At 63.9% G+C, this 24,245-nt stretch carries 24 protein-coding genes and 1 pseudogene (1 of these 25 running past the window's edge); 18 read left to right on the top strand and 7 right to left on the bottom strand.

Annotated elements, in window-relative coordinates; genetic code table 11:
- Nucleotides 1–29 precede the first annotated feature (29 nt).
- The 4 genes from FJ934_RS15865 to FJ934_RS15880 all read left to right on the top strand — a co-directional run bounded on the left by FJ934_RS15865 (nucleotide 30) and on the right by FJ934_RS15880 (nucleotide 1,929).
- Nucleotides 30–782, top strand: coding sequence for a GNAT family N-acetyltransferase (locus tag FJ934_RS15865; protein WP_140610578.1), 753 nt, complete (start codon nucleotides 30–32; stop codon nucleotides 780–782).
- Entirely contained in the window at nucleotides 775–1,197 is a 423-nt protein-coding gene (locus FJ934_RS15870; protein WP_140610549.1) for a (deoxy)nucleoside triphosphate pyrophosphohydrolase, read from the top strand. Before FJ934_RS15865 ends, FJ934_RS15870 begins: the two co-directional genes overlap by 8 nt.
- A gap of 127 nt (nucleotides 1,198–1,324) precedes the next feature.
- Nucleotides 1,325–1,639 (top strand): hypothetical protein, encoded by a 315-nt coding sequence (locus FJ934_RS15875; protein ID WP_140610550.1) that lies wholly within the window; start codon nucleotides 1,325–1,327, stop codon nucleotides 1,637–1,639.
- A 110-nt stretch (nucleotides 1,640–1,749) separates the two neighbouring features.
- Nucleotides 1,750–1,929, top strand: coding sequence for a Flp family type IVb pilin (locus tag FJ934_RS15880; RefSeq protein ID WP_140610551.1), 180 nt, complete (start codon nucleotides 1,750–1,752; stop codon nucleotides 1,927–1,929).
- 26 nt (nucleotides 1,930–1,955) lie between these two features.
- Here the strand turns inward: FJ934_RS15880 and FJ934_RS15885 are convergent, their stop codons facing one another.
- Nucleotides 1,956–2,828, bottom strand: a complete 873-nt coding sequence (locus FJ934_RS15885) for a methyltransferase domain-containing protein (RefSeq protein ID WP_140610552.1) — start codon at nucleotides 2,826–2,828, stop codon at nucleotides 1,956–1,958.
- Between the two features lie 81 nt (nucleotides 2,829–2,909).
- On the opposite strand from FJ934_RS15885, the gene FJ934_RS15890 reads away from it, so the two are divergent.
- Genes FJ934_RS15890 through FJ934_RS15905 form a run of 4 tightly spaced genes read left to right on the top strand, consistent with a single transcriptional unit; the run spans nucleotide 2,910 to nucleotide 5,304 of the window.
- Nucleotides 2,910–3,710, top strand: coding sequence for a ComF family protein (locus FJ934_RS15890; protein WP_140610553.1), 801 nt, complete (start codon nucleotides 2,910–2,912; stop codon nucleotides 3,708–3,710).
- 25 nt (nucleotides 3,711–3,735) lie between these two features.
- Nucleotides 3,736–4,005, top strand: coding sequence for a glutaredoxin 3 (gene grxC / locus FJ934_RS15895; RefSeq protein ID WP_140610554.1), 270 nt, complete (start codon nucleotides 3,736–3,738; stop codon nucleotides 4,003–4,005).
- A gap of 10 nt (nucleotides 4,006–4,015) precedes the next feature.
- The gene (locus FJ934_RS15900) at nucleotides 4,016–4,882 is read left to right on the top strand and encodes a carbon-nitrogen hydrolase family protein (protein WP_140610555.1); all 867 of its coding nucleotides are present in this window, start codon (nucleotides 4,016–4,018) and stop codon (nucleotides 4,880–4,882) included.
- Nucleotides 4,879–5,304 carry a DUF1178 family protein gene (locus FJ934_RS15905; RefSeq protein ID WP_140610556.1) on the top strand — a complete coding sequence of 142 codons (426 nt, stop codon included), beginning with the start codon at nucleotides 4,879–4,881 and terminating at the stop codon, nucleotides 5,302–5,304. Before FJ934_RS15900 ends, FJ934_RS15905 begins: the two co-directional genes overlap by 4 nt.
- Before the next feature lie 4 nt (nucleotides 5,305–5,308).
- Here FJ934_RS15905 and FJ934_RS15910 read toward each other — a convergent pair whose 3' ends face one another.
- Nucleotides 5,309–5,794 carry a MarR family transcriptional regulator gene (locus FJ934_RS15910; RefSeq protein WP_140610557.1) on the bottom strand — a complete coding sequence of 162 codons (486 nt, stop codon included), beginning with the start codon at nucleotides 5,792–5,794 and terminating at the stop codon, nucleotides 5,309–5,311.
- 100 nt (nucleotides 5,795–5,894) lie between these two features.
- On the opposite strand from FJ934_RS15910, the gene FJ934_RS15915 reads away from it, so the two are divergent.
- Nucleotides 5,895–6,809: a DMT family transporter gene (locus tag FJ934_RS15915; RefSeq protein WP_140610558.1), complete on the top strand. Its 915-nt coding sequence runs from the start codon at nucleotides 5,895–5,897 to the stop codon at nucleotides 6,807–6,809.
- A 70-nt stretch (nucleotides 6,810–6,879) separates the two neighbouring features.
- Here the strand turns inward: FJ934_RS15915 and ubiG are convergent, their stop codons facing one another.
- Entirely contained in the window at nucleotides 6,880–7,629 is a 750-nt protein-coding gene (gene ubiG / locus FJ934_RS15920; protein WP_140610559.1) for a bifunctional 2-polyprenyl-6-hydroxyphenol methylase/3-demethylubiquinol 3-O-methyltransferase UbiG, read from the bottom strand.
- 184 nt (nucleotides 7,630–7,813) lie between these two features.
- Entirely contained in the window at nucleotides 7,814–9,652 is a 1,839-nt protein-coding gene (locus tag FJ934_RS15925) for a CHASE3 domain-containing protein (RefSeq protein ID WP_140610560.1), read from the bottom strand.
- 262 nt (nucleotides 9,653–9,914) lie between these two features.
- Here FJ934_RS15925 and FJ934_RS15930 point away from each other — a divergent pair, with 262 nt between their 5' ends.
- The 8 genes from FJ934_RS15930 to FJ934_RS15965 all read left to right on the top strand — a co-directional run bounded on the left by FJ934_RS15930 (nucleotide 9,915) and on the right by FJ934_RS15965 (nucleotide 21,860).
- Nucleotides 9,915–11,171 carry an aspartate kinase gene (locus FJ934_RS15930; RefSeq protein WP_140610561.1) on the top strand — a complete coding sequence of 419 codons (1,257 nt, stop codon included), beginning with the start codon at nucleotides 9,915–9,917 and terminating at the stop codon, nucleotides 11,169–11,171.
- A gap of 78 nt (nucleotides 11,172–11,249) precedes the next feature.
- Nucleotides 11,250–13,520, top strand: a complete 2,271-nt coding sequence (gene ptsP / locus FJ934_RS15935) for a phosphoenolpyruvate--protein phosphotransferase (protein WP_140610562.1) — start codon at nucleotides 11,250–11,252, stop codon at nucleotides 13,518–13,520.
- A gap of 8 nt (nucleotides 13,521–13,528) precedes the next feature.
- Nucleotides 13,529–14,608, top strand: coding sequence for a peptide chain release factor 1 (gene prfA, locus FJ934_RS15940; RefSeq protein WP_140610563.1), 1,080 nt, complete (start codon nucleotides 13,529–13,531; stop codon nucleotides 14,606–14,608).
- Nucleotides 14,601–15,479 (top strand): peptide chain release factor N(5)-glutamine methyltransferase, encoded by an 879-nt coding sequence (gene prmC, locus FJ934_RS15945; RefSeq protein ID WP_140610564.1) that lies wholly within the window; start codon nucleotides 14,601–14,603, stop codon nucleotides 15,477–15,479. The genes prfA and prmC overlap by 8 nt, the downstream gene beginning before the upstream one ends.
- A gap of 302 nt (nucleotides 15,480–15,781) precedes the next feature.
- Entirely contained in the window at nucleotides 15,782–16,741 is a 960-nt protein-coding gene (locus FJ934_RS15950) for a DUF4167 domain-containing protein (protein ID WP_140610565.1), read from the top strand.
- 221 nt (nucleotides 16,742–16,962) lie between these two features.
- A complete protein-coding gene (gene clpB / locus FJ934_RS15955; RefSeq protein ID WP_140610566.1) occupies nucleotides 16,963–19,569 on the top strand; it encodes an ATP-dependent chaperone ClpB in 2,607 nt (868 codons plus the stop codon).
- A 142-nt stretch (nucleotides 19,570–19,711) separates the two neighbouring features.
- Nucleotides 19,712–20,077, top strand: a complete 366-nt coding sequence (locus tag FJ934_RS15960; RefSeq protein ID WP_140610567.1) for an MmcQ/YjbR family DNA-binding protein — start codon at nucleotides 19,712–19,714, stop codon at nucleotides 20,075–20,077.
- A gap of 256 nt (nucleotides 20,078–20,333) precedes the next feature.
- Nucleotides 20,334–21,860 carry a L,D-transpeptidase family protein gene (locus FJ934_RS15965; RefSeq protein WP_140610568.1) on the top strand — a complete coding sequence of 509 codons (1,527 nt, stop codon included), beginning with the start codon at nucleotides 20,334–20,336 and terminating at the stop codon, nucleotides 21,858–21,860.
- On the opposite strand, the gene FJ934_RS15970 is transcribed toward FJ934_RS15965, so the two are convergent.
- Together FJ934_RS15970 and FJ934_RS28420 are read right to left on the bottom strand one after the other, a co-directional pair.
- The gene (locus FJ934_RS15970; RefSeq protein WP_246671524.1) at nucleotides 21,834–22,283 is read right to left on the bottom strand and encodes a TMEM175 family protein; all 450 of its coding nucleotides are present in this window, start codon (nucleotides 22,281–22,283) and stop codon (nucleotides 21,834–21,836) included. The genes FJ934_RS15965 and FJ934_RS15970 overlap by 27 nt on opposite strands.
- 46 nt (nucleotides 22,284–22,329) lie before the next feature.
- Nucleotides 22,330–22,467, bottom strand: a pseudogene (locus tag FJ934_RS28420) (TMEM175 family protein); the annotation flags it as partial.
- 151 nt (nucleotides 22,468–22,618) lie between these two features.
- On the opposite strand from FJ934_RS28420, the gene FJ934_RS15975 reads away from it, so the two are divergent.
- On the top strand, nucleotides 22,619–24,178 hold the full coding sequence (locus FJ934_RS15975; protein WP_140610569.1) for an MFS transporter: 1,560 nt from the start codon (nucleotides 22,619–22,621) through the stop codon (nucleotides 24,176–24,178).
- Between the two features lie 12 nt (nucleotides 24,179–24,190).
- On the opposite strand, the gene FJ934_RS15980 is transcribed toward FJ934_RS15975, so the two are convergent.
- Nucleotides 24,191–24,245: the 3' end of a M23 family metallopeptidase gene (locus FJ934_RS15980; RefSeq protein WP_181165639.1), read on the bottom strand. It continues 1,916 nt past the right edge of the window; 55 of the gene's 1,971 nt are visible here — the last part of the coding sequence; its start codon lies beyond the right edge, outside the window; the stop codon is at nucleotides 24,191–24,193.

Here is a 24,245-nt window from a genome sequence, read left to right on the forward strand (position 1 = left end):
TCGCCGTGGTCTCGCGCCATCCGGCAAGCATGCTCGCAACCGTGCGCCGCTACGAAGCGGCCGGCTTTCGCGCCTGGCCGGCGGCCGCCGTCCACTATGACGGTACCTGGGTGGTGCGGCTGACCGCCGGCCACCCGGCCAAGCGGCTGAATTCGGTCAATCCGCTCGATCCCGGCGACACCCAGCACATCGCCGACCGCATCGGCCGCGCCAGCCGCCGCTTCGACGCCTATGGCCGGCCGCTGACGTTCCGGATGTCGCCGCTGTCGGGTCCCGATCTGGCCAGCCATCTCGACAAGGAGGGCTGGAGCCGGTTTGACGAATCGCTGGTCATGCGGCTGCCGCTGGCTAATGCCCATCTCGACGCCGCCATGGACCAGATTCCGCTCAAGGACATCAGCCGCTTCATCGGCGCGTCGCTCAAGGTCGGCGGCTCCGACGTTTCGCTGCGGCCCGGCCTGTCGGAGATCATCGGCGCCATCCAGCCGGAGGCCGGGCTGTTCGCCCTCGAGGATGAAGCGGAGCCGCTGGCGACGCTGATCTGTGTGCATGATGGCGATCTCGCCGGACTGTTCGAGGTCGCCACCGACAAGTCGGCCCGCAACAAGGGGCACGGCCGCAACCTGATCCTGTCGGCGCTGAAATGGGCACGGTTGCGCGGCGCGCGGGAAGCCTGGCTTCAGGTCGAGGCGGGCAATGCGCCGGCGCTGGCGCTCTACCGCTCGCTCGGCTTCGAGGAAGTCTATCGCTATCACTACCGCCGGCCGCCCGGTCATGAATGACCTGGCGATTGCCGGCAAGCGCCTGCTCCTAGTCGCCGCCTGCGCGCTGGTCGACGCCGATGGCCGCGTGCTCCTGGCGCAGCGGCCGCAAGGCAAGCAGCTTGCCGGCCTGTGGGAATTTCCCGGCGGCAAGGTCGAGCCCGGCGAGACGCCGGAACAATGCATCATCCGCGAGCTGCATGAGGAGATCGGCATCGAGACCGAGATCCCGTGTCTGGCGCCGCTCACCTTCGCCAGCCATTCCTATGACGACTTCCATCTCCTGATGCCGCTGTTTGTCTGCCGCCGCTTCCGCGGCATCGCACAGCCCAGGGAAGGGCAAGCACTGAAATGGGTGCGGCCAAAGCAGATGCGCGACTACCCGATGCCGCCGGCCGACGCGCCGCTGATTCCGTTTCTCATCGATCTCCTCTGACGATCGGAGAGCTGATCGGGACCACGGTCCATGTCAGCCAGCGTTAATGGAAGATTTATCTCATCATGAAAAATTGATGCATGGCCGTATTTGTCGCGGTCGCCGCCGAATCGCAGGGAGCGATAGCATGAGCCTGGACAGTGATTGGGATTCGATCCGGCCCGACCGCGGCTTCCGTGCCGCCGATGCCGGGATGGGCATCTTGCGCGTCACGTTGCTGTTCGGATCGGCCGCGGTGGCGCTGGCGCTGATCGCGACGCCTTTCCTCGACAGTCAGACGCGCTCGCAGTCGGCTCGCGACGGTTTTCCCGGTCTCGACATGACGGCCACCGGTTCGATCAGCCATCGCAGCACCTATACGGTGCGCCGCAGCGTACTGCAGCCGGAGCCCGGTTCGGTCTGCATCATCGGGTCGGACGGCAGGACCAGCGGCGACTGCTGAGATGGTTAAGACATTTTCACGGGAGCGGCTGTTTCACCGCCTGTTAAGCCTTTGCCATTAACCTTTCTTAACAGATCGGCGGTAAGGTCCTGGCAACGGGGATCGAGGCCATGAAAACAGTGCTGCTGCGTTTTCTGAAGGACGACACCGGCGCCACCGCCGTCGAATATGCCCTGATCGTCACCGTGCTGTCCCTGACCATCATCGGCGGCATCGGCCAGGTTTTCAACTCGCTCACCTGGCTGTTCAGCGACGATAGCAGCAGGCTGGCCAACGCCTTCGCACCATGACCTCGGCGCGCCCACGCTCGCGGCGGTCAATGCCCTTCAGGTCCTTCCAGCACAGTCTTCAGCGAGACCTTGGCTGAACCAGGCTTCAGCGGTTTTTGCTGTGACGCATCGGGTGCCCAGCCGGACATCCAGACCATCGAGAAACTTGCCCGGATCCGACCGTCGGGGTCGGAAAAACGCTCAGCGTAGATTTCCGCGGCGCGGGCAAACAACGCCCTTGAACCGGGCCGCCGGCTGCGGTCGGCGAGCGCGGTGGTCTCGCCCATGGCGCGCAGGTCGGCCATCAGGGCAAACAGGTCGGCATAGCGCACCGTTACGGTTTCGACATCGGCGACCGGAAGGGCGAGACCGGCGCGTTGCAAGAGCGCCCCGGCATCGCGCACATCGGTGAACGGGATGACGCGCGGGCTGGCGCCGCCGTAAAGCTCGGTCTCGGCCGCAAGCAGGCTTTCGCGCAGTTCGCCGAGCGTGCCTGCACCGGCAAAGGCACCGAGGAAAAGCCCATCCGGCCGCAGCGCGCGGCGGACCTGGATCAGCATGCCGGGGATGTCGTTCATCGCCTGCAAGGACAGGAGCGACACGGCCAGATCGAGACTTTGCGGTTCGAACGGCACGGTCTCCAGGGGGGCGATCAAGCCGGCACTGCCGATGAGGAAGGCGGCGTCTGTCTCGACGCGGACGATTTCCCCAACCTTGCCGCTGGCGGCCAGAACGTTGGCTGCCGCCGGCGTCTGGCAAAACAGCACCGCCGCCTTGCCGAACCGGCGTTCGACGGCACCCAGCCGGTCGGCAAGGTCCTCGGCGGCGCGGTTCATCAGGAAATCAGCGCCGTCGACAGGATGAGCAAGCGCGCGCCGCTTGTGCGCCAGCCATAGTGAGGTATCCATTATAGGCTGCAAGAGGCGGATCCTTGTTTGTCCCTGCCCCTGATATGGTTGGGCACTGATATAGTTGGTATAATGGCATGCAGGACCAACCACGTGGCCGATCCGATGTCCAAGATCAAGTCCATCGACATCAGGAGCCTGGCCCGATCGGCTCTCGGCTGGCCGTCGCGCACCTTGTTTCCGCCCGTCTGCGCCGGCTGCCGCCGGCATGTCTCGCAGCCCGGCGTACTGTGCGGCGCCTGCTGGCCGAAGCTCAGGCTGCTGGAACGACCCCGGTGCCCGGTGATGGGCACGCCATTCATCCACCATATGGGCGAGGGCTTTCTGTCGGCCGAGGCCATCGCCGATCCACCGCCCTTCGAGCGAGCACGGGCGGCCGTCGCCTATTCGGGCGTGGCTCGCCAGATGGTGCAAGGGCTGAAATACCAGGACCGTACCGATCTCGCGCCTTGGATGGCGCGCTGGATGGTGCGCGCCGGCGCCGATCTCATTGCCGAGGCCGATGTGGTGGTGCCGGTGCCGCTGCACTGGCGGCGCTTTTTCAGGCGGCGCTACAACCAGTCGGCGGAATTGGGGCGCGCGGTTTGCGAACTCAGCGGGCTGTCCTTCGCGCCCTCCGCCATGCAGCGCGTGAAACTCACCCGCCAGCAGGTCGGGCTGGAGCGACAGGAACGCGAGGAGAATGTGCGGGCCGCGTTTCGTGTGCCGGCGGAAGCGGAAATCGAGATTGCCGGCCGCAGGGTGCTTCTGATCGATGATGTCTACACCACGGGCGCCACCGTGCGTGCCGCCACCAAGGCGCTGAAAAGAGGAGGTGCGGCCGCTGTCGACGTGCTGACATTTGCCCGCGTGCTGCCGGGGGACTTCCGGGCGGACGAGTCCGTGACTATATAAGTCGGCAACAGAGAACGGAAACGTTATGGTCGATGTCACCATCTACACCCGCATGATGTGCGGCTATTGCACTGCAGCCAAGCGGCTGCTGGAGCGCAAGGGCGTCGCCTATACCGAGCACGACGCCTCGTTTTCCCCGGAACTGCGCCAGGAGATGATTTCGCGCGCTCATGGGCGTACGACCTTTCCGCAGATTTTCATCGGCGACAGGCATGTCGGCGGCTGCGACGACCTCCATGATCTGGAGGCCGAAGGCCGGCTGGACAAACTGCTCGCCAACGGCACGACGATTTGAGGGTATGATCATGGGTGTTTTCAAGGCCGCGGCGATCCAGATGCGCTCAGGCGAAAGTCCAGAGCGCAATGCGGCCGATCTCGAACGGTTGGTGCGTGAAGCGGCGGCGCAAGGTGCCACCTACATCCAGACACCTGAAATGACCGGGGCGCTGATCCGCGACAAGGAAGCGCGTGCCGCCGCCTTTACCTCGGAGGACAAGGACATCGTCGTCGCGACAGCGCGCGGACTGGCACGCGAACTGGGCGTCTACCTGCATATCGGCTCGACCGCCATCCTGCGCGCCGACGGCAAGCTCGCCAACCGGGCGCTGTTGTTTGGTCCGGACGGCACCACGCTTGCCACCTACGACAAGATCCACATGTTCGACGTCGATCTCGACAATGGCGAGAGCTGGCGCGAATCCGCCTCCTATGAACCAGGCACCGAGGCCGTCGTGACCGCGATCGCGGGCGCGAAGCTGGGCTTCGCGGTCTGCTACGATCTGCGGTTCCCGCAGCTGTTCCGTGCCGAGGCGATGGCGGGCGCCGACCTTTTGACCGTGCCCGCGGCCTTTACCCGTCAGACGGGCGAGGCGCATTGGCACGTGCTGCTGAGGGCCCGCGCCATCGAGAACGGCGCCTTTGTCGTCGCCGCCGCGCAAGGCGGCCTGCACGAGGACGGCCGCGAGACCTATGGCCATTCGCTGATCGTCGATCCGTGGGGGCGCATCCTGGCGGAAGCCGCGCATGACGAGCCTGATGTGATCGTCGCCGAGATCGACCCGGCGCGGTCGCTTGCGGCGCGCAAGAAGATCCCGAACCTCAGAAATGCGCGGGATTTCACCATCAACGCCGGCGCAATGGAGGCGCCGCGTCTCAGGGGTGCCGCCTCTTGATCCGCTTTTCCCTCATCTGCGAAAACGAGCACGAGTTCGAGGGCTGGTTTCGCAGCAATAACGATTTCGACACCCAGAAGAAGCGCGGTTTTGTCGATTGTCCCAGCTGCGGCTCGCACAAGGTGCAGAAGGCCCTGATGGCGCCCGCCGTCTCGACCGCCCGCAAGCAGGAAACCATTGCGCTGGCCATGGGCGAGGCGCAGAAGCAGGCCGTGGCGCAACTGAAGGCGATGGCCGAGAAGGTGCGCGAGAATGCCGACTATGTCGGCGACAAGTTCGCCGAGGAAGCGCGAAAAATCCACTTTGGCGAGACCGACCCGCGCGGCATCTATGGTGAAGCGACGCTGGAAGAGGCCAAGAGCCTGGCCGAGGACGGCGTCGATTTCATGCCGATCCCGGTATTTCCGGACGATCGCAACTGAATGATCAACTCACGTTGCCGATCAGCTTCTCGAGCAGGCTCGAAAGCGTCTCCTGCTCGGCCTTCGTCAGGCCCGAAAGAATCTCGTGTTCATTGGCCACATGGGCGGTGACAGCCTCGTCGATCAGCGCGAGACCTTTTTCAGTCAATTGAACAACAACCCCGCGCCGGTCGCTGGGGTGCGGCGCGCGCTGGATCAGTCCGGCCTTCTCCAGCCGGTCGAGCCTGGCGGTCATGGCACCGGAGGTCACCATCGTCGCCTCATAGAGTTCGGTTGGGGTCAGCGTATAAGGCTGGCCGGAGCGGCGCAGCGTCGCGAGCACATCAAATTCCCCCGATTGGAGTCCGAAGCGGGCAAAAACCGGCGCAAGGCGGTCACGCGCGATCAGCGAGGACGCCTCGTTCAGCCGGCCGATCACACCCATCGGCGACACGTCGAGATCCGGCCGTTCCCGCCGCCACTGTTCGATGGCCTTCGCTGCTCTATCCATATATCTCACCATCAAATATCTTGACGCTAAGAATCTTTTCATTATCTTATCGCAAGATATCCCGGCGGCCAAGCGCTGCCATCAACGACGGGACCGTCCGATGAAATTTCTCTGGGATTCGGCGCTCGGCCTGCTGGTGGTCACCGGCGGCCTGCTTGGCCTGACATTGCCCTTCGGCAAGCTCGCCACGGCGGCCGGCGTGCCGGCCATGGTCTGGGCCTTCATCATTTCGCTCGGCGCCGGCGGCGTGCTTTTGTGCGCATTGCTGCTCAGCAGGCAAAAGATCCGGCTGACGGCGCACAAGCTGCGCTATTTCTTCGTCACTGCGGCGGTGTCCTACGCGTTTCCCAATCTCCTGATGTTTTCAGCCATCCCGCATCTCGGCGCCGGCTATACGGGCATCATGTTCACGCTTTCGCCCGTCGTCACGCTGGTGTTCTCGATCCTGCTCGGTGTCCGGCGCCCCAATATGCTCGGCATATCAGGCATTGCCGTCGGCTTCATCGGTGCGGTGATGGTGGCTCTTACGCGCGGCGAGGCCGGCCAGCCGGCCGACTATTTCTGGGTGGCCGTCGGGCTGCTCATTCCGATCAGCCTCGCCGCCGGCAACATCTACCGCACCGTCGACTGGCCGGAAGGCACCGGCCCGATCGAGTTTGCCGTCGGCAGCCATCTGGCGTCGGCGACGCTATTGCTCGCCGGCATTCTCGCTCTGTTCGGCTTCAGGGCTTTCGCCCCGCTCGGCGGTGTGCCGCTGGTGGTCGTCGCGCAAGTCGCATCCGCATCGGCGATGTTCGCCTTCTTCTTCCGGCTACAGGCCGTCGGCGGCCCGGTCTATCTCAGCCAGATCGGCTATGTGGCGGCCGCGGTCGGGCTGTTTGCCGGCACGGTCTTCCTTGGCGAGCACTACCAGCTGCTGACCTGGGCCGGCGCCGTCATCATCACCGCCGGCGTGTTCATCACCACCAGGGCGCAGAGCCAGACCAGCATGAGAGCGCAGGGCCAGGCCGCCTAAACGTCTTCACCCTTGCCGCCATACTGGCGAGGCGGCTCCCGTCCGCTCGATGCCGAATCGAGAGACAGGATCAGACCGATCCCTTTTCCGCCAGCACCATGTAGTTGACGTCCATGTCCTTCGATCGCGACCAGCGGTCGGCAAGCGGGTTGTAGGTGACGCCGGTGCGGTCGATGACAGTCAGGCCGGCGCCGCCAAGCGCCTTTTCCAGTTCTTCCGGGCGCACCAGCTTGCCGAATTGGTGGGTGCCGCGTGGCAGCCAGCGCAGCACGTACTCAGCGCCGATGATGGCCAGCCCCAGCGCCTTCAGCGTACGGTTGATGGTGGCCACGAACATGATGCCGCCGGGCCGGACCATCTGCCCGCATTTGGCGACGAACAGGTCGATGTCGGCGACATGCTCAACCACTTCCATGTTCAGGATGACGTCGAATGTCTCGCCGGCGTCGGCGAGGTCCTCGGCCGTCGTGGCGCGATAGTCGACGCTCACATTGCCTTCGGCGGCATGCAGTTTTGCCACTTCGATGTTCGTTTCCGAGGCATCCGCTCCCACCACTTCGGCGCCAAGCCGCGCCATCGGCTCGCACAAAAGGCCGCCGCCGCAGCCGATGTCGAGGATGCGCAGGCCTTCGAACGGCCGTGCCGCGCGCGGGTCACGGCCGAAGCGCGCCGCGATCTGGTCGCGGATATAGGACAGCCGGACCGGATTGAATTTGTGCAGCGGACGAAACTTGCCGTTCGGGTTCCACCATTCGGCGGCAAGGGCGGAAAAGCGTTCCACTTCTCCGGCATCGATCGTCGATCGTCGGGGCTCTGGCATCGGTTGGTCTCCTCGACACTACAGCGCCGCGCGTCCTTCGGATGCGCAAAGGACGCTGTAGCACTTTGATTCTGCGCATGATCCTTTTCCGAAACCGAAGTCGATTTCGGGGTCATGCGCTAGGAAGTCGGGCGTGAGGCCTCGAATGTCAAGGCAACATTTTCTCCCTGCTGTCAGGGCCCGCCTACTTCGTGTCCAGCACGTCGCGCAGCTTCGCGGCCAGTTGCTCGATGGTGAACGGCTTGGCCAGGAAATGCACGTCATGGTCGAGCACACCGTTGTGGACGACGGCATTCCTGGTGAAGCCGGTGGTGAAGATGACTTTCAGCCCGGGCTGTTGCGCGACCGCTTCCTCGGCAAGCTTGCGACCGTTCATCACCGGCATGACGATATCCGTGAAAAGCAGGGCGATGCCAGGCGTCGCGGCCAGCTTCTGAAGAGCCTCCGGGCCGCTTCCGGCCTGGATGACAGTGTAGCCGAGTTCGCGCATGGTGTCCGTTGTGGCGGCTCGCACGCGGGCGTCATCCTCGACCACGAGGATTGTCTCGGTGACCTTGGAGACGCTCTTGCCACGCTCAGCGGGCGCGGCCGGCTCCTCGGGGCCGAAGAACCGTGGCAGGTAGATCTTGATCGTCGTGCCTTCGCCTGGTTCGGAGTAGATATTGACGTGGCCGCCTGACTGTTTGACGAAGCCGAACACCTGGCTCAGCCCCAGTCCCGTGCCTTTGTTGACTGGCTTGGTGGTGAAGAAGGGTTCGAAGGCCTTGGCAATGACCTCCGGTGACATGCCGGCACCGGTGTCGGTCACCGCGATCATCACATATTGGCCCGGAGCGACTTCGGCATGCGTCGAGGCATAGGCCTCGTCGAGGTAGCTGTTGGCGGTCTCTATGGTCAACTTGCCGTCATTATCCATGGCATCGCGGGCGTTGACGGCCAGGTTGAGGATCGCGTTCTCGATCTGGCTGGGGTCGGCGTGAGTTTTCCACAGGCCACCCGCCAGCACCGTTTCGATGCGTATTCCCTCGCCCAGAGCCCGGCGCAGGAGGTCGGACATGCCAGTCACCAGCCGGTTGGTGTCGACGACCTGCGGCGCCAGCGGCTGCAGACGGGAGAAGGCAAGCAGCCGCGAGGTCAAATTGGCGGCGCGGCTGGCCGCATCCGTCGCGGCCTCGATGAATTTCTCGATGTCGTTCTCGCCTCGCTTCAGCTTGCGCTGGGCAAGGTTCATGGCACTGAGGATCACCGCCAGCATGTTGTTGAAATCATGGGCGATGCCGCCGGTCAGCTGCCCTACGGCCTCCATCTTCTGCATCTGGCGTATTTGGGATTCGGCCTTTTCACGCGTCTGGATCTCGTTGCCAAGTTCGATGTTCTTGCGCATGAGCTCTTCCTGAGCGGTGGCGACCTCGCGGAAGCGGCGGCGGGATTCGCGAATGGTGTAGGCGCCGAGCAGGAAGATCGCGGTGAGCGCCGCCAGCGAACCGATGCGCAGCCACGCCTCGACCCGGTCCGTGTGCTCGTCGCGCGCAGCGATGTCGGCGGCGTCGATGCGCCGGATCATATCCATGTTGGTCCGGATTTCGTCCATGGCGGACTTGCCTTGGCCGCTGCGGAACCTTTGCAGCGCTCCGGCCGCGTCGCCCTTGTCATACAGGGCGATGGTTTCGGCCAGTTCAGCCTGCTGTCGCGAAAGCGCGTCCTTGATATGACTGATCTGCTGGACGAAAGGGCTGTCCGAAGCCGCCATGGCGTCGATGCGGGAGAGCTGCCCCGGAATTGCATCGACCGCCTTCCGATAGGGTTCGAGATAGGATATCTCGCCGGTCAAGAGATAGCCGCGCCGACCGCTCTCGGCGTCCTGCGCCAGCGAAAGCAGGCCGGAGAGCAATTGCTGATACTCAATTGTGGCGCGCGCGGCGGCACGATTGGCCCTCTGGCTTTCGACGAGCATGGCGCGGGAGCCGACGATCAGCGCCAGCACCGCGAAACCGGCGACAATCGGAAACGTTTGCCATCGCATGGCACGTCGAAGACGAGCAATCATCTGTTCTGCCGAACCAAAAGGAATTCTCGCGGGCAGCATTTGGTAAGCGGCGGCAGCCTGCAAGGCAATATGCCGTCTTCTTGAAGCCGGCAATCCGCGTCCAGCCTTGCGAAACCGAAAGCATTTGGCTAAGGAGGCCGCGCATTCAGCGGCCGGCGCAGCCGGACGTGTCTTTCCGCTTTTCGGGATTCCGCTTTCTGGGTTGGGGTCCGGCTTCAGTCAAAGGCAATTCGCTTCCATGGCGCGCATCGTGATGAAATTCGGCGGAACCTCCGTCGCCGACATCGCCCGCATCCGCAATGTGGCGCGTCACGTCAAACGCGAGGTCGACGCCGGCCATGAGGTGGCGGTGGTGGTTTCGGCAATGGCCGGCAAGACCAATGAACTGGTCGCCTGGACGCGCGAGGCCTCGCCGATGCACGACGCACGCGAATACGATGCCGTTGTCGCTTCCGGCGAGCAGGTCACCGCCGGGCTTTTGGCGATCACGCTGCAGAACATGGGCATCCATGCGCGGTCCTGGCAGGGCTGGCAGATCCCGATCAAAACCGACAACGCGCATGGCGCGGCGCGCATCCTCGACATCGACGGCGCGTTCCTGGTCAAGCGTTTCGGCGAGGGCCAGGTTGCTGTCATCGCCGGCTTCCAGGGTATCGGGCCGGACAACCGCATCGCCACGCTTGGCCGCGGCGGTTCCGATACCAGTGCCGTGGCCATAGCCGCGGCGGTCAAGGCCGATCGCTGCGACATCTACACCGATGTCGACGGGGTCTACACCACCGATCCGCGCATCGAGCCCAAGGCGCGGCGGCTGGGCAAGATATCGTTCGAGGAAATGCTCGAAATGGCCTCGCTCGGCGCCAAGGTGCTGCAGGTGCGTTCGGTCGAACTTGCCATGGTGCACAGGGTGCGTACCTTCGTGCGGTCGTCCTTCGACGATCCCGACGCGCCCGGAATGGGGGATTTGCTCAATCCTCCGGGAACGCTCATTTGCGACGAGGAAGAGATCGTGGAACAGCAGGTCGTCACCGGAATTGCCTACGCCAAGGACGAGGCCCAGATTTCGCTGCGCCGCGTCGGCGACCGCCCCGGCGTTGCCGCCGGCATCTTCGGGCCGCTGGCCGAGGCCAACATCAATGTCGACATGATCGTCCAGAACATTTCCGAGGACGGCAAGTTCACCGACATGACTTTCACGGTGCCGTCCGGAGACGTCGACAAGGCGCTTGCCGTGCTCGATCGGATGAAAGCCGAGGTCGGCTACGATGTCGTGCAGTCGGAAGCCGGCATGTCGAAGGTGTCGGTCATCGGCATCGGCATGAGGAGCCACGCCGGCGTCGCGGCCACCGCCTTCAAGGCGCTGGCGGACAAGGCGATCAACATTCGCGCCATCACCACCTCCGAGATCAAGATTTCGATACTGATCGACGGTCCGTACACGGAACTTGCTGTTCGCACTTTGCATTCCGTCTACGGTCTGGATAAGCAGTTGTAAGACTGAATCAGTTGTTGCGCGCGTGCCGGCAGCGGCGGAAACTGCGCCGGCAAGTGTTTCATTGGAGAAGAAGCCGCGATGCGTGAGACGGCCGTTGGCCCGCGCGTTCTGCTGAAACGGCTCCGCGAGCTCATGCAAGAGCCGCTGGAGCCGCAGGAGCGGCTTGACCGGATCGTGCGCGATATCGCCTCCAACATGGTCGCCGAAGTGTGCTCGCTCTATGTGCTGCGCGCCGATTCGGTGCTCGAGCTCTATGCCACCGAAGGTCTGAATCCCAACGCCGTCCACCTGGCGCAACTGAGGCTGGGGCAGGGCCTGGTCGGCACGATCGCCGCCAGCGCGCGGCCGCTCAACCTTTCCAACGCGCAGGAGCACCCGGCCTTCGCCTACCTGCCAGAGACCGGGGAAGAGATCTACAACTCCTTCCTTGGTGTGCCGGTGCTGCGGGCAGGGCGCACGCTGGGCGTCCTGGTTGTCCAGAACAAGACCATGCGCCACTACCGCGACGACGAGGTCGAGGCGCTGGAAACGACCGCCATGGTGATCGCCGAGATGATCGCCACCGGTGATCTGGCGCGGCTGACCCGGCCAGGTCTCGAACTCGACCTGCGCCGCCCGGTGAGCTTCACCGGGCTGTCCTTCAACGACGGCGTCGGGCTTGGCCATGTCGTGCTGCACGAGCCGCGCATCGTCGTCACCAACCTGTTCAACGAGGACAGCGAGGAAGAGGTCCGGCGGCTGGAAAGCTCGCTCGGCTCGCTGCGGCTATCCATCGACGACATGCTGGAGCGCCGCGACGTCGCTTTCGAGGGCGAGCATCGCCAGGTGCTGGAAGCCTACCGCATGTTCGCCAACGACCGTGGCTGGGTGCGGCGCCTGGAAGAGGCGATCCGCAACGGCCTGACGGCGGAAGCGGCGGTGGAAAAGGTGCAGAGCGACATGCGCGCCCGCATGCTGCACATGACCGATCCCTATCTGCGCGAGCGGATGAGCGATTTCGACGATCTTGCCAACCGGCTGCTGCGCCAGCTGATGGGACGCGGGCCGGAGGATGTCGCGGCATCGCTGCCGAAGGATGCCATCATCGTCGCCCGCTCCATGGGCGCCGCCGAGCTGCTCGACTATCCCCGGGACAAATTGCGTGGACTGGTGCTCGAGGATGGCGCGGCCACCAGCCACGTCGTCATCGTCGCGCGCGCCATGGGCATTCCGGTCGCCGGCCAGATGAAGGGCGCGGTTTCAATGGCGGAAAACGGCGATGCCATCATCGTCGACGGCGAGGAAGGCGCGATCCATCTGCGGCCGCAGTCCGATCTCGAGGCAGCCTATGCCGAAAAGGTGCGGTTCAGGGCACGCCGGCAGGAAGTCTACCGCGAACTGCGCAAGAAGCCGTCGATGACCAGGGACGGCGTCCAGGTCGACCTGCTGATGAATGCCGGGCTCGCCGTCGATCTGCCGCAGCTGGCCGAGGCGGGCGCGGCCGGCATCGGCCTGTTCCGCACCGAATTGCAGTTCATGGTCGCCTCGACCTTTCCGCGCGCCGAAGCGCAGGAGAAACTCTATCGCGACGTGCTCGAGGCCGCGCGCGGCAAGCCGGTAACTTTCCGCACCATCGATATCGGCGGCGACAAGGTGCTGCCCTACTTCAAGGGCACCATCCAGGAAGAGAACCCGGCGCTCGGCTGGCGGGCGATTAGGCTGACGCTCGACCGTCCGGGTCTGCTTAGGACCCAGATCCGCGCCCTGCTCAAGGCCAGCGGTGGGCGTGAACTCAAGCTGATGCTGCCGATGGTGACCGAGCTTGGCGAGATCGCCCAGGCGCGCGAGATCATCGATCGCGAGGTGCGGCATCTCTCACGCTTCGCCCACCACCTCCCGACCAGCCTCAAGCTGGGCGCCATGCTGGAAGTGCCGTCGCTCCTGTTCCAGCTCGACGAATTGATGAAAGCCGTCGACTTCGTCTCGGTCGGTTCGAACGATCTGTTCCAGTTCGTCATGGCGGTCGACCGTGGCAACACGCAATTGGCGAACCGCTTCGATACGCTGTCGGCGCCGTTCCTGCGTGTGCTCAAGCAGATCGCCGACGCCGGCGCCCGCAACCGCACGCCGGTGACGCTGTGCGGCGAACTCGCCGGCAAGCCGATCTCGGCAATGGCGCTGATCGGTCTCGGCTTCCGTTCGATCTCGATGTCGCCGGCCTCGATCGGCCCGGTCAAAGCCATGTTGACGGAACTGCCGCTGGATGAGCTGGAAGCCTTCTTCGATGACAATCTGATGGCGCCGGCGCAGGGGCTGCCGATGCGGGCGTTGCTGCAGGCCTTTGCCGACGACCGCTCCATTCCGCTGTAGCATTTGTCATGATCAACCTGCCCCGCGACCGCATGGATCAAGTCGTCAAGCGTTTCGAGATGCTCGAAGCGCAGATGTCGGCCGGCCCGGCGCCGGATGCCTATGTGAAGATGGCGTCGGAATATGCCGAGCTTCAGGACATGGTGGCCAAGGTTCGGGCGCTGCGCTCGGCCGAGCACGAGCAGGCCGACCTCGAAGCGATGCTCGCCGACAAAGGCACCGACGCCGAGATGCGGGCTCTCGCCGAAGCCGACCTGCCCGGCGTCGAGGAGCGTATCGAAGGACTGCAGAAGGACATCCAGATCCTGCTCCTGCCCAAGGATGCCGCCGACGACAAGAACGCGATCCTTGAAATTCGCGCCGGCACCGGCGGTGACGAGGCGGCACTCTTCGCGGGCGACCTGTTTCGCATGTATGAGCGCTATGCCGCCGAACGCGGCTGGCGGTTCGAAACAGTGTCGGCCAGCGACGGCGATGCCGGCGGTTTCAAGGAAATCATCGCCACCGTGTCCGGCAAGGGCGTGTTTGCCCATCTGAAGTTCGAATCCGGTGTGCATCGCGTGCAGCGCGTGCCGGCAACCGAGGCTGGCGGCCGCATCCACACTTCGGCCGCCACCGTTGCCGTGCTGCCGGAAGCGGAAGAGGTCGACATCGAGATCCGCGCCGAGGACATCCGTATCGACACGATGCGAGCCTCGGGTTCCGGCGGGCAGCACGTCAACACCACCGATTCGGCGGTCCGCATCACGCATTTGCCGACTGGCATCATGGTGGTGCAGGCGGAGAAGTCGCAGCACCAGAACCGGGCGAAGGCCATGCAGATCCTGCGGGCCAGGCTCTATGATCTGGAGCGCGGCAAGGCTGACGAGGAGCGTTCCGAATCGCGCAAGTCGCAGGTCGGCTCCGGTGATCGCTCCGAGCGCATCCGCACCTACAATTTTCCGCAAGGCCGCGTCACCGACCACCGCATCAATCTGACGCTTTACAAGCTCGACCGGGTGATGATGGGCGAACTCGATGAAATCGTCGACGCACTGATCGCCGATCACCAGTCAAAGCTGCTGGCCGATATAGGCCTCGATGGCTGACCCTCTGCCCGAGGCACTGGGGCCGCTGCTGCGGGAGGCGCGGGCCAGGCTTGCGGCGGCCATGATCGACGATCCGGCGCTCGATGCGCGGCTGATCGTCGAACATTATTCCGGCACGACGCGTACACAGGCCATTGCCGAACCCGGGCGCAAGGTCGACGGGGGCGCCATCGCCGAAATCGAGGCCGCGCTGAAACGGCGAACCGGTGGCGAACCGGTGCATCGCATCCTCGGCTATCGTGAATTCTACGGTCTGCGCCTATCGCTATCGTCGGAAACGCTGGAGCCGCGGCCGGACACCGAGACGCTGGTGGAGGCGGTGCTGCCCTTCGTCAAGGCAACGGCCGCACGGGAGGGCACATGCCGCATCCTCGACCTCGGCACCGGGACGGGCGCGATCGCCCTGGCGCTGCTGAGCACGGTGCCGGCCGCGACCGCCATCGGCGTCGACATTTCCGCAGGCGCGCTGGCGACAGCGACCCGCAATGCCGGGCAATTGGGGCTCGGCGGCCGGTTCACGGCACTGCAGTCGGACTGGTTCGAAAAAGTTTCCGGCCGATACCATGTAATTGCCGCAAACCCTCCCTATATACGGTCGGAGGATATTGGAAATCTGCAGAACGAAGTTCGCGATTTCGATCCGCGCCTGGCACTTGACGGCGGTGCGGATGGGTTTACCCCCTACAGGATCATCGCCGCCGAGGCGGCAAGATTTCTGGAAGCCGAAGGCGTGATAGCGGTCGAGATCGGCCACACGCAACGCAACGAGGTCAACGACATATTTAGCGTAGCCGGCTATGCCGCCGGTGAGGTGTTCGGCGATCTCGGCGGAAACGACAGGGTTCTTGTCTTTCAACGGGGAAAGCCTTGACGCAGTGCGAAAAAACCGCTTGGCAATGCCGGGGAATGCGGCTAGGGTCGCCTCAACCGGATGAGACGAAGCAGGCAGTGCTCTTAGCGATTCGGTTTCCTTGGAAATAGCTGCCTTCTTGCGCAAACGACGCCCAAGCTTCGTGCGGGAATCGTCCGGCAAGTGATGTAACCGGAACGGGATGGCACGTGGCGCCAACGCAATCGATGCGGGCGAACGCCGGTGAAGAAACGAAACGGCTGGCTGCATGAGCGCCTCCGTTCGTAACGAGTTTTCGAAAATTTCAAGATGAAGAGAGTCGAATGAGGCCACAACAGCAGAACAGGCGCATGCGCGGTCGCAACAACAATGGCGGCGGCGGTGGCAACAACAATAACAACAACCGCAAAGGCCCGAATCCGCTGACGCGCAATTACGAGAGCAACGGCCCGGACGTGAAGATCCGTGGATCGGCTCAGCAGATCGCCGAAAAATATGCCACCCTTGCCCGTGATGCGCAAAGCTCCGGCGACCGGGTCATGGCGGAGAACTATCTCCAGCACGCCGAACACTACAATCGAATCATTGCCGCCGCGCAAGCGCAGATGCCGATCCAGAACGTCCAGCAGAACCGCGACGACTTCGACGATGATGGCGACGAGGACCGCGACGAGTTCGACAATGCGGGCAACGTCGGGGCCGGCAACAGCGGAGCAAGCAGCGGCGGCAACGCCATTTCCGATCCGCAAGTTCCGGTGATCAACCATGGCGCCGGTCCGCAGCCAGTGATCGAAGGCATGCCGGCCGAGGTCGCGCTCAACCGGGAAAGCGGCCGCGACAATCGTGACAATGCTGGCCGTGACAATAGTGGACGCAACCATGGCGGTCGCCATCGCGATCGCCGCCCCAATGGCGGCTATGGCCAGAACGGCCAGCGCGATTATGCTTCGTCCGCCGAGCAAGGCGGCCAGCAGCAGCGCAACGAGGCCCCGGGACAGGCTGAGGTGCAGGCAGAGTCCGCTTCGCCGGCCGAAACCGTCGCGGCGACCGAACCGGCGCCGCTGTTCGAGAATTTTTCGCCAGCCGGTCTGGCCGCCCAGGCCGAGCTCAATGAGGCGGCAGCCGAGAGCGGCGCTGCCCGCCGCCCGCGGCGACCGCGCCGTCCGCGCGCCACTGCCGACCAGGCAGACGGCGGCGGCCGCAATGCGGATGCCGGCGAGGTGGTCGCGGCCCCTGCCGAGGGCGGCAGCGCAGAGCCCGTGATCTCAGACATCGACAACTGATCGAGCAGCACTTGAAGATGTTGAACGGCGGGGAGAAATCTCCGCCGTTTTCGTTTTTTGCGCCTGTGGAATATTATACGTTGACCGACATCAAGGTGTCTTGAGACAGCATGGCCTATGCACCATATCTCGGCTGAACAGGATCCGGCTCGAATGGGCGGGTCCGTCACCGCAATCTGATCCGGTGCCGCAAAGCGGGTCGGTGACGGAAGGAGACAGATATGAATCTTGAGAAATACTCCGAGCGCGTGCGCGGCTTTATCCAGTCCGCGCAAACCATGGCGCTCTCCCGCAATCACCAGCAATTCACCCCCGAACACATCTTGAAGGTACTCGTCGACGATGATGAGGGCCTAGCCGCATCGCTGATCGAGCGCGCCGGCGGCAATGTCCGCGACGTCAAGCTCGGTGTCGAGGCGGCACTTGAGGCGATGCCCAAGGTGGAAGGCGGCAATGGCCAGCTCTATCTGGCGCAGCCTCTGGCCAAGGTGTTCTCGACCGCCGAGGAACTGGCCAAGAAAGCCGGCGACAGCTTCGTCACCGTCGAGCGGCTGCTGCAGGCGCTTGCCATGGAAAAATCGGCCAAATCAGCCGAAATCCTGGCCAAGGCCGGCGTCACCGCGCAGGCGCTGAACCAGGTCATCAACGATCTCCGCAAGGGCCGCACCGCCGATTCGGCGAGCGCCGAGCAGGGCTATGATGCGCTGAAGAAATACGCGCGTGACCTCACAGCCGATGCCCGTGCCGGCAAGCTCGATCCGGTCATCGGCCGTGATGACGAAATCCGCCGCACCATTCAGGTGCTGTCGCGCCGCACCAAGAACAATCCGGTGCTGATTGGCGAGCCCGGCGTCGGCAAGACGGCCATCGCCGAAGGCCTGGCGCTGCGCATCGTCAATGGCGACGTGCCGGAATCGCTGAAGGACAAGCAGTTGATGGCGCTCGACATGGGCGCGCTGATCGCTGGCGCCAAATATCGCGGCGAGTTCGAGGAGCGGCTGAAGGCCGTGCTCTCGGAAGTCACTTCGGCCAACGGCAGCATCATCCTGTTCATCGACGAGATGCACACGCTGGTCGGTGCCGGCAAGGCGGATGGCGCGATGGATGCGTCCAACCTCCTGAAGCCGGCCCTGGCGCGCGGTGAACTGCACTGCGTCGGTGCGACCACGCTTGATGAATACAGAAAACACGTCGAGAAGGACCCGGCGCTGGCCCGCCGTTTTCAGCCCGTCTTTGTCGACGAGCCGACGGTGGAGGACACCGTCTCGATCCTGCGCGGCCTGAAGGAAAAATACGAGCAGCACCACAAGGTGCGCATCTCCGACTCGGCGCTGGTGGCGGCGGCGACGCTGTCCAACCGCTACATCGCCGATCGTTTCCTGCCGGACAAGGCGATCGACCTGGTCGACGAGGCTGCCTCGCGACTCAGGATGCAGGTCGATTCCAAGCCCGAAGCGCTGGACGAGATCGACCGCCGCATCATGCAGCTCAAGATCGAGCGCGAAGCGCTGAAGGTCGAGAAGGACGAGGCCTCGAAGGATCGGCTTGCCCGCCTGGAAAAGGAACTCGCCGGCCTCGAGGAGGAATCGACCGAGATTACCGCCAAATGGCAGGCCGAGAAGCAGAAGCTCGGGCTTGCCGCCGACTTGAAGAAGCAACTCGACGAGGCGCGCAACGAACTGGCCATTGCCCAACGCAAGGGTGAATTCCAGCGCGCAGGCGAGCTTGCCTATGGCAAGATTCCGGAACTGGAAAAGAAACTGAAGGAGGCTGAGGCCCAGGACGGCAAGGCCGGCATGGTCGAGGAAGTGGTCACCCCCGACCACGTCGCCCATATCGTCTCGCGCTGGACCGGCATTCCCGTCGACAAGATGCTGCAAGGCGAGCGCGACAAGCTGCTGCGCATGGAAGACGAGATCGGCAAGCGGGTCGTCGGCCAGGGCGAGGCGGTGCAGGCCGTTTCCAAGGCGGTGCGGCGTGCCCGTGCTGGCCTGCAGGATCCGAATCGGCCGATCGGCTCGTTCATGTTCCTCGGACCTACGGGCGTCGGCAAGACCGAACTGACCAAAGCATTGGCCAGCTTCCTGTTCGACGATGAGAGCGCCCTGGTGCGCATCGACATGTCGGAATTCATGGAAAAGCACTCGGTCGCCCGGCTGATCGGCGCGCCTCCCGGCTATGTCGGCTATGAGGAAGGCGGCGCGCTGACCGAGGCGGTGCGGCGCCGGCCCTATCAGGTCGTGCTGTTCGACGAGATCGAGAAGGCGCACCCGGATGTGTTCAACGTGCTCCTGCAGGTGCTCGACGACGGCCGGCTCACCGACGGCCAGGGTCGTACCGTCGACTTCCGCAACACGCTGATCATCATGACGTCGAATCTCGGCGCCGAATATCTGGTCAATCTCGGCGAAGACCAGGATGTCGACGCCGTACGCGACGAGGTGATGGGCGTGGTGAGGGCGCATTTCCGGCCGGAATTCCTCAACCGCGTCGACGAGGTGATCCTGTTCCATCGGCTGCGCCGTCAGGACATGGACCGCATCGTCGAGATCCAGCTCAAACGGCTGGAGAACCTGCTTGTCGATCGCAAGATCGCGCTGTCGCTGGATCACGAGGCGATCGAGTGGCTTGCGGCCAAGGGCTACGATCCGGCCTATGGCGCCAGGCCGCTGAAGCGGGTGATGCAGAAGGAACTGCAGGACCCGCTGGCGGAGAAGATCCTGCTCGGCGAGATCCTCGATGGCTCGACGGTGAAGGTGACCGCCGGTTCCGACCGGCTGAATTTCCGCTCGAAGCCGACTGTTGTCGCGACCGAGGCGGCGGCCTGACCGATGCGTGTCGCCTAAACCGGCCTTGGTTTTGGGACAATGACATGCATTAAAAACAAAAGATCTGAAGCGCGTCGCGCTTCGGAGTGCCGCGCGCCCAGTTTGGGCGCGAGGCGTTTTTCATAGCAAGCATGGGACGCGGATGACGCTGGATGACTACAACGACTTCTGCGCCTCTCTGCCTGCCACGAACCATGTCGTGCAGTGGGGTGGCGCCCATGTCTGGAAGGTCGGGACCAAGGTCTTTGCCATTGGTGGCTGGAACGAAGGCGCGCAGCTCTTCGTCACCTTCAAATGCTCCGACATTGCCTATGACGTGCTGAAGGAACAGCCGGGCTTGCGGCCCGCGCCGTATCTTGCCTCGCGCGGCATGAAATGGATCCAGCGTCAGACAAGCCAGAGCATGGATGATGACGCGTTGCAGGACTATCTGCGCGAGAGCCACCGCCTTGTTGCGCTCAAGCTGACGAAGCAGGCGCGCAAGGAGTTGGGGCTTGGCGCAGGCTAAAGCGCGTCTCGTGAAAACGGAGTCATGCGACGCCCTTTAGGTTCTTTGTTTTGATGCATGTCGTTGTCCCAAAACCGAGGTCACTTTTGGGCGACATGCATTAGCTGATATTCCCAGAGGTGCCGGAAAACCGCCATCTTCATGCCCGGTTCATGTTGGAACCATATTGTGGATAGCTGGTTTGCTGGCGAAGGGTTCGCCTCACAGGGACAACGCCGGGCGACGGCAATCTACGGACCGGAGAGTTTTGGCCACCATGTTCCGCACGATCTTCGTCTTTTCGGCCCTCGCAGCCGGGATGCTTTCTTGCGGCGCGCTCGCAGCGCCGACGCAAGACAATGCACCCAGGGTTAGCCGCACCGCCAGCGACGGTGGCATCCTTGTCGCCCAGGACGGCAATCTCGATATTTACTACGACGCCAGGGGTAATCGCGTCATCGTTGACGCCGATACGGGCAAGGTGATCGCCATCCAGCCGCCGCAGACGAGACTCGACCGGCGCGCGCTGCGCCGCGATACAAGACTGCGCGAGTTGGGCCGTGCCCCAGCCGACGATGACCGCTACTATCTCGACGATCCGCAAGACATGGCGCGGTTCCGCCGCAAGCAGTTGGAAGAAGAAGGCCGGGTCATCCCCCCGCCGGCGGACGAGGCCGACCCCTATGGCGACAATTCGGTTGAGGCCTATCCGCCTTCGCAGCAGGATGACGGCAGCTACGACAACACTTATCCCGAGGCGCCGCAGCCGGCAAAACCGCAGACCATCAAACGCCAGCCCCTCAATGAGGCCTCGATAGAACCGGCCCAGCCGGGCCAGCCCGAACTGCAGCCGGCCAATCCGGAAACGCAGACGTCCCTGCCGCCGGACACTGGCGGCAAGGCCACCATCGATCCGTCGCTGTCGCTCGGCGCGCGGCAGGACGTGGCGGCGCTGCAGGTGCTGCTCGACCGCGGCGGCGCTTCGCCGGGGGTGATCGACGGGCGCTTCGGCTCTAACGTCGACAAGGCCTTGGCCGCCTACAACCAGATCACCGGTAGCAATCTGAAATCGACCGACGCGGTCGGCATCCAGGCGGCCCTTGCCCAGACCGGCGGCGACGCTTTCGCTTCCTACACGATCACCCCCGAAGACGCGGCTGGCCCCTATGTAGCCTCGATCCCGGAGGACTACAGCCAGAAGGCCAAGCTCGACCGCATGGGCTACACCTCCGTCACCGAGGCACTCGCCGAGCGCTTCCACATGGATGAGACCTATCTGAAGTCGATCAACAAGGGCCTCGACTTCAATCGCCCCGGGACGATCATCAAGGTCGCCAATTTCGGCAAGCTGGTGTCAACGCCGGTCGCGCGTATCGTCGCCGACAAAGCCAAGAAGGAAGTGTACGCCTACGATGCGGACGGCAAGCTGGTCGCAGCCTATCCCGCGACCATCGGCTCGGCCGACACGCCGTCGCCCACCGGGATACACGCGGTGTCGCGTGTCGCGCTCGACCCGAACTACACCTATAACCCGAACATCAATTTCAAGCAGGGCCAGAACGACAAGATTCTCACCATTCCGCCAGGCCCCAACGGACCTGTCGGGTCGGTCTGGATCGCCTTGGACAAACCGACCTACGGCATCCACGGCACGCCGGACCCATCGAAGATCGGCAAGACCGAAAGCCATGGCTGTGTGCGCCTGACGAACTGGGACGCGCGCGAGCTCGCCAAGTTGGTGTCGCCAGGCGTCACCGTGGAATTCGTCGGGGGATCTTCAGCCGATGACTTTGCGCAGCAATGAGCCGCGCAGTGCGGCGGCATAGATCAGCTGCACCACCAGAATGAAGCCGACGCTGAGCAATGGGGTGACCAGGCAGAGTGCGGCGCCGATTGCCCACAGGATCTGCGCCTTGGCGATACGCAGATAGACCGTGCGCTTCGCTTCAGCGTCGACGCCTTCCGCGACAAAGCCGTTCTTCTCCGCGTAATGCCAGCTGGCGAACAGCGTGACGCCGAGCATCAGCAGGTTGAGCCAGTAGACCAGCACCGCGGTCCTGAATTCGAGGAAGTCCGCCAGAAGGTCGGTCGAGAACGGCAGCAAGGCGACAAAGGCGAGAAAGCAGAGGTTCAGCGTGGCAAGCCGCCTGTCGGACTTGGCGATCAGCCCATGCTGGGCCTGCTGGCCGAACCAGAAGATCGTCAGCGTCAGGAAACTCAAAGGCATAGGTCAGAAAGCGCGGCGCCAATGCCGCGATCGCAGCGAGCAGATCATGCTCGGAATGGATCGTCTCATGCGCCGGCACCCTGATCTCGAGCACGATCAGGGTGAGCGCGATGGCGAAGACGCCGTCGGTGATGCCGACAATGCGGCCGCGTCCCTCCGCTGATGCTTCGAGTGGACGCTTCATAGACTTCTCCTCGCTTGCGGCTCTCCGGAACTTAGCATGACTGCCGCCGTTTGCATCCGGTGCGGCGCGACCCTGCCCAGTTGGCTGGGCTCAGTGACTGCGAGCCGCTGGCCGGTTGTTGCCGAAACACCGACGGTCTAAGCAATGTGTCATGCATTCACCAGATAAAGCCGCCGCAATCCCGCTGACCAGTCCGGTCACGAACGGAACTTTCTGTCCGCCTTCGCTGCGGCGATACGTGCTGGTTGCGGCGATCCTGGCTTCGGCGCTCGGCTTCATCGACGGCTCGATCCTGGCCATCGCCATGCCGGCGATCCGCGTCGATCTCGGTGCCAGCCTTGCCGCGGCACAGTGGATTTCCAATGCCTATGCGTTGACGCTCTCGGCGCTGATCCTTGCCGGCGGAGCCGCCGGCGACCGGTTCGGGCTGCGCCGCGCCTTCGTGGCCGGCATTGCGCTGTTCGTCGCGGCCTCGCTTGCCTGTGCGCTGGCGCCGAACGCGATCGTGCTGATCGCGTTTCGCGCCCTCCAGGGTATTGGCGCGGCGATCATGGTGCCGGGCAGCCTCGCCATCATCGCCAAGGCCTATCCGAAAAAAGAGCGGGGCCGCGCGATCGGCATCTGGGCGGCGGCCTCCGCGCTGACCACCGCGCTCGGCCCAGTACTCGGCGGCCTGGTGCTCTCGGCTTTCGGCGGTGGCATCTGGCGGGCGATTTTCGCCGTCAACCTGCCGCTTGGCCTGATCTCGATCTATCTCCTGCTTGCCAAAATTCCGGCCGATGAGCCGACTGAGAAACGCAGCCTTGATCTGGGCGGCGGCGGGCTTGCGACACTGGCCTTCGGCGCGCTCGCCTATGGGCTGACCTCGATGAGCGCCAGCGGCGGGGGCCACATGGCGGGACCGAGCATTGCCGCCGGCGCTGTGCTGCTTGCCGTCTTCATCCTGTTCGAGCAGCGGCAACGCGAGCCGATGATCGACCTCAGCCTGTTTCGCATCGGCGCTTTCGCTGGCGCCAATGTGGCGACCTTCTTCCTCTATTTCGCGCTGTCGGCCAATCTTTTCTACCTGCCGATGCTCATGATCGCCGGCTGGGGTCTGAGCACGGCCGAAGTTGGCTTCATCTTCCTGCCGCTGTCGGCATCGATCGCGCTTCTGTCGGGACCGGTCGGGCAATTGTCGGACCGGATCGGACCGCGTTTCCCGATCGCCTGCGGCAGTCTGGTAGTGGCCTTCGCCTTCGCCGGACTTGCCTTGCTCACCCATGCCGGCATCCACCATTTCTGGACCGGAACATTTCCACTGATGGCGCTGATGGGGCTCGGCATGGCGCTGGTTGTATCGCCGCTCTCGACCGCGATCATGACGGCGGTGGAAGACAAGGACACGGGGGCCGCTTCCGGCATCAACAATGCCGTCTCGCGCATTGGCGGCCTGATCGCGGTGGCGGCGATGGGGTCGCTGGCGGCTTGGGTCTACGCCAAGGCACTGGATGGGAATGCGATTTCAAGCGTGCCTGGCTTCGGTGAGCTGGCACCGGCTGGCTTGGCGCCGGCGCTCGATGCGGCAAGGCTTGCCGCCAGTGACGCAGCCTTTTCGGCTGTCTCCTCGGTGACGGCGCTGCTTTGCCTGCTTCCAGCCGCCATCGCATGGACAACGATTCCCGGCGAAGCGCTGCCGTGGTCGCGGCGCGCAGAAACCAGGCAGGACTGAAAGGCGAAGGGCTCAGCCTTCGATCTTGGCGCTGGCAACCTTCAGCGAATTGCCATCTTCCTGCTTC

The organism is Mesorhizobium sp. B2-4-12 (assembly GCF_006441575.1).
GTDB lineage: Bacteria > Pseudomonadota > Alphaproteobacteria > Rhizobiales > Rhizobiaceae > Mesorhizobium.

Coding starts and splice junctions, on each gene's coding strand:
- FJ934_RS15865 (WP_140610578.1), top strand. CDS start 30: ATGCTCGCAACCGTGCGCCGCTACGAAGCGGCCGGCTTTCGCGCCTGG.
- grxC (WP_140610554.1), top strand. CDS start 3,736: ATGGTCGATGTCACCATCTACACCCGCATGATGTGCGGCTATTGCACT.
- FJ934_RS15965 (WP_140610568.1), top strand. CDS start 20,334: ATGTTCCGCACGATCTTCGTCTTTTCGGCCCTCGCAGCCGGGATGCTT.
- FJ934_RS15970 (WP_246671524.1), bottom strand. CDS start 22,283: ATGCCTTTGAGTTTCCTGACGCTGACGATCTTCTGGTTCGGCCAGCAG.
- FJ934_RS15930 (WP_140610561.1), top strand. CDS start 9,915: ATGGCGCGCATCGTGATGAAATTCGGCGGAACCTCCGTCGCCGACATC.
- FJ934_RS15915 (WP_140610558.1), top strand. CDS start 5,895: ATGAAATTTCTCTGGGATTCGGCGCTCGGCCTGCTGGTGGTCACCGGC.
- FJ934_RS15875 (WP_140610550.1), top strand. CDS start 1,325: ATGAGCCTGGACAGTGATTGGGATTCGATCCGGCCCGACCGCGGCTTC.
- FJ934_RS15900 (WP_140610555.1), top strand. CDS start 4,016: ATGGGTGTTTTCAAGGCCGCGGCGATCCAGATGCGCTCAGGCGAAAGT.
- prfA (WP_140610563.1), top strand. CDS start 13,529: ATGATCAACCTGCCCCGCGACCGCATGGATCAAGTCGTCAAGCGTTTC.
- ubiG (WP_140610559.1), bottom strand. CDS start 7,629: ATGCCAGAGCCCCGACGATCGACGATCGATGCCGGAGAAGTGGAACGC.
- prmC (WP_140610564.1), top strand. CDS start 14,601: ATGGCTGACCCTCTGCCCGAGGCACTGGGGCCGCTGCTGCGGGAGGCG.
- FJ934_RS15975 (WP_140610569.1), top strand. CDS start 22,619: ATGCATTCACCAGATAAAGCCGCCGCAATCCCGCTGACCAGTCCGGTC.
- FJ934_RS15910 (WP_140610557.1), bottom strand. CDS start 5,794: ATGGATAGAGCAGCGAAGGCCATCGAACAGTGGCGGCGGGAACGGCCG.
- FJ934_RS15870 (WP_140610549.1), top strand. CDS start 775: ATGAATGACCTGGCGATTGCCGGCAAGCGCCTGCTCCTAGTCGCCGCC.
- FJ934_RS15950 (WP_140610565.1), top strand. CDS start 15,782: ATGAGGCCACAACAGCAGAACAGGCGCATGCGCGGTCGCAACAACAAT.
- clpB (WP_140610566.1), top strand. CDS start 16,963: ATGAATCTTGAGAAATACTCCGAGCGCGTGCGCGGCTTTATCCAGTCC.
- FJ934_RS15925 (WP_140610560.1), bottom strand. CDS start 9,652: ATGCGATGGCAAACGTTTCCGATTGTCGCCGGTTTCGCGGTGCTGGCG.
- FJ934_RS15880 (WP_140610551.1), top strand. CDS start 1,750: ATGAAAACAGTGCTGCTGCGTTTTCTGAAGGACGACACCGGCGCCACC.
- FJ934_RS15960 (WP_140610567.1), top strand. CDS start 19,712: ATGACGCTGGATGACTACAACGACTTCTGCGCCTCTCTGCCTGCCACG.
- ptsP (WP_140610562.1), top strand. CDS start 11,250: ATGCGTGAGACGGCCGTTGGCCCGCGCGTTCTGCTGAAACGGCTCCGC.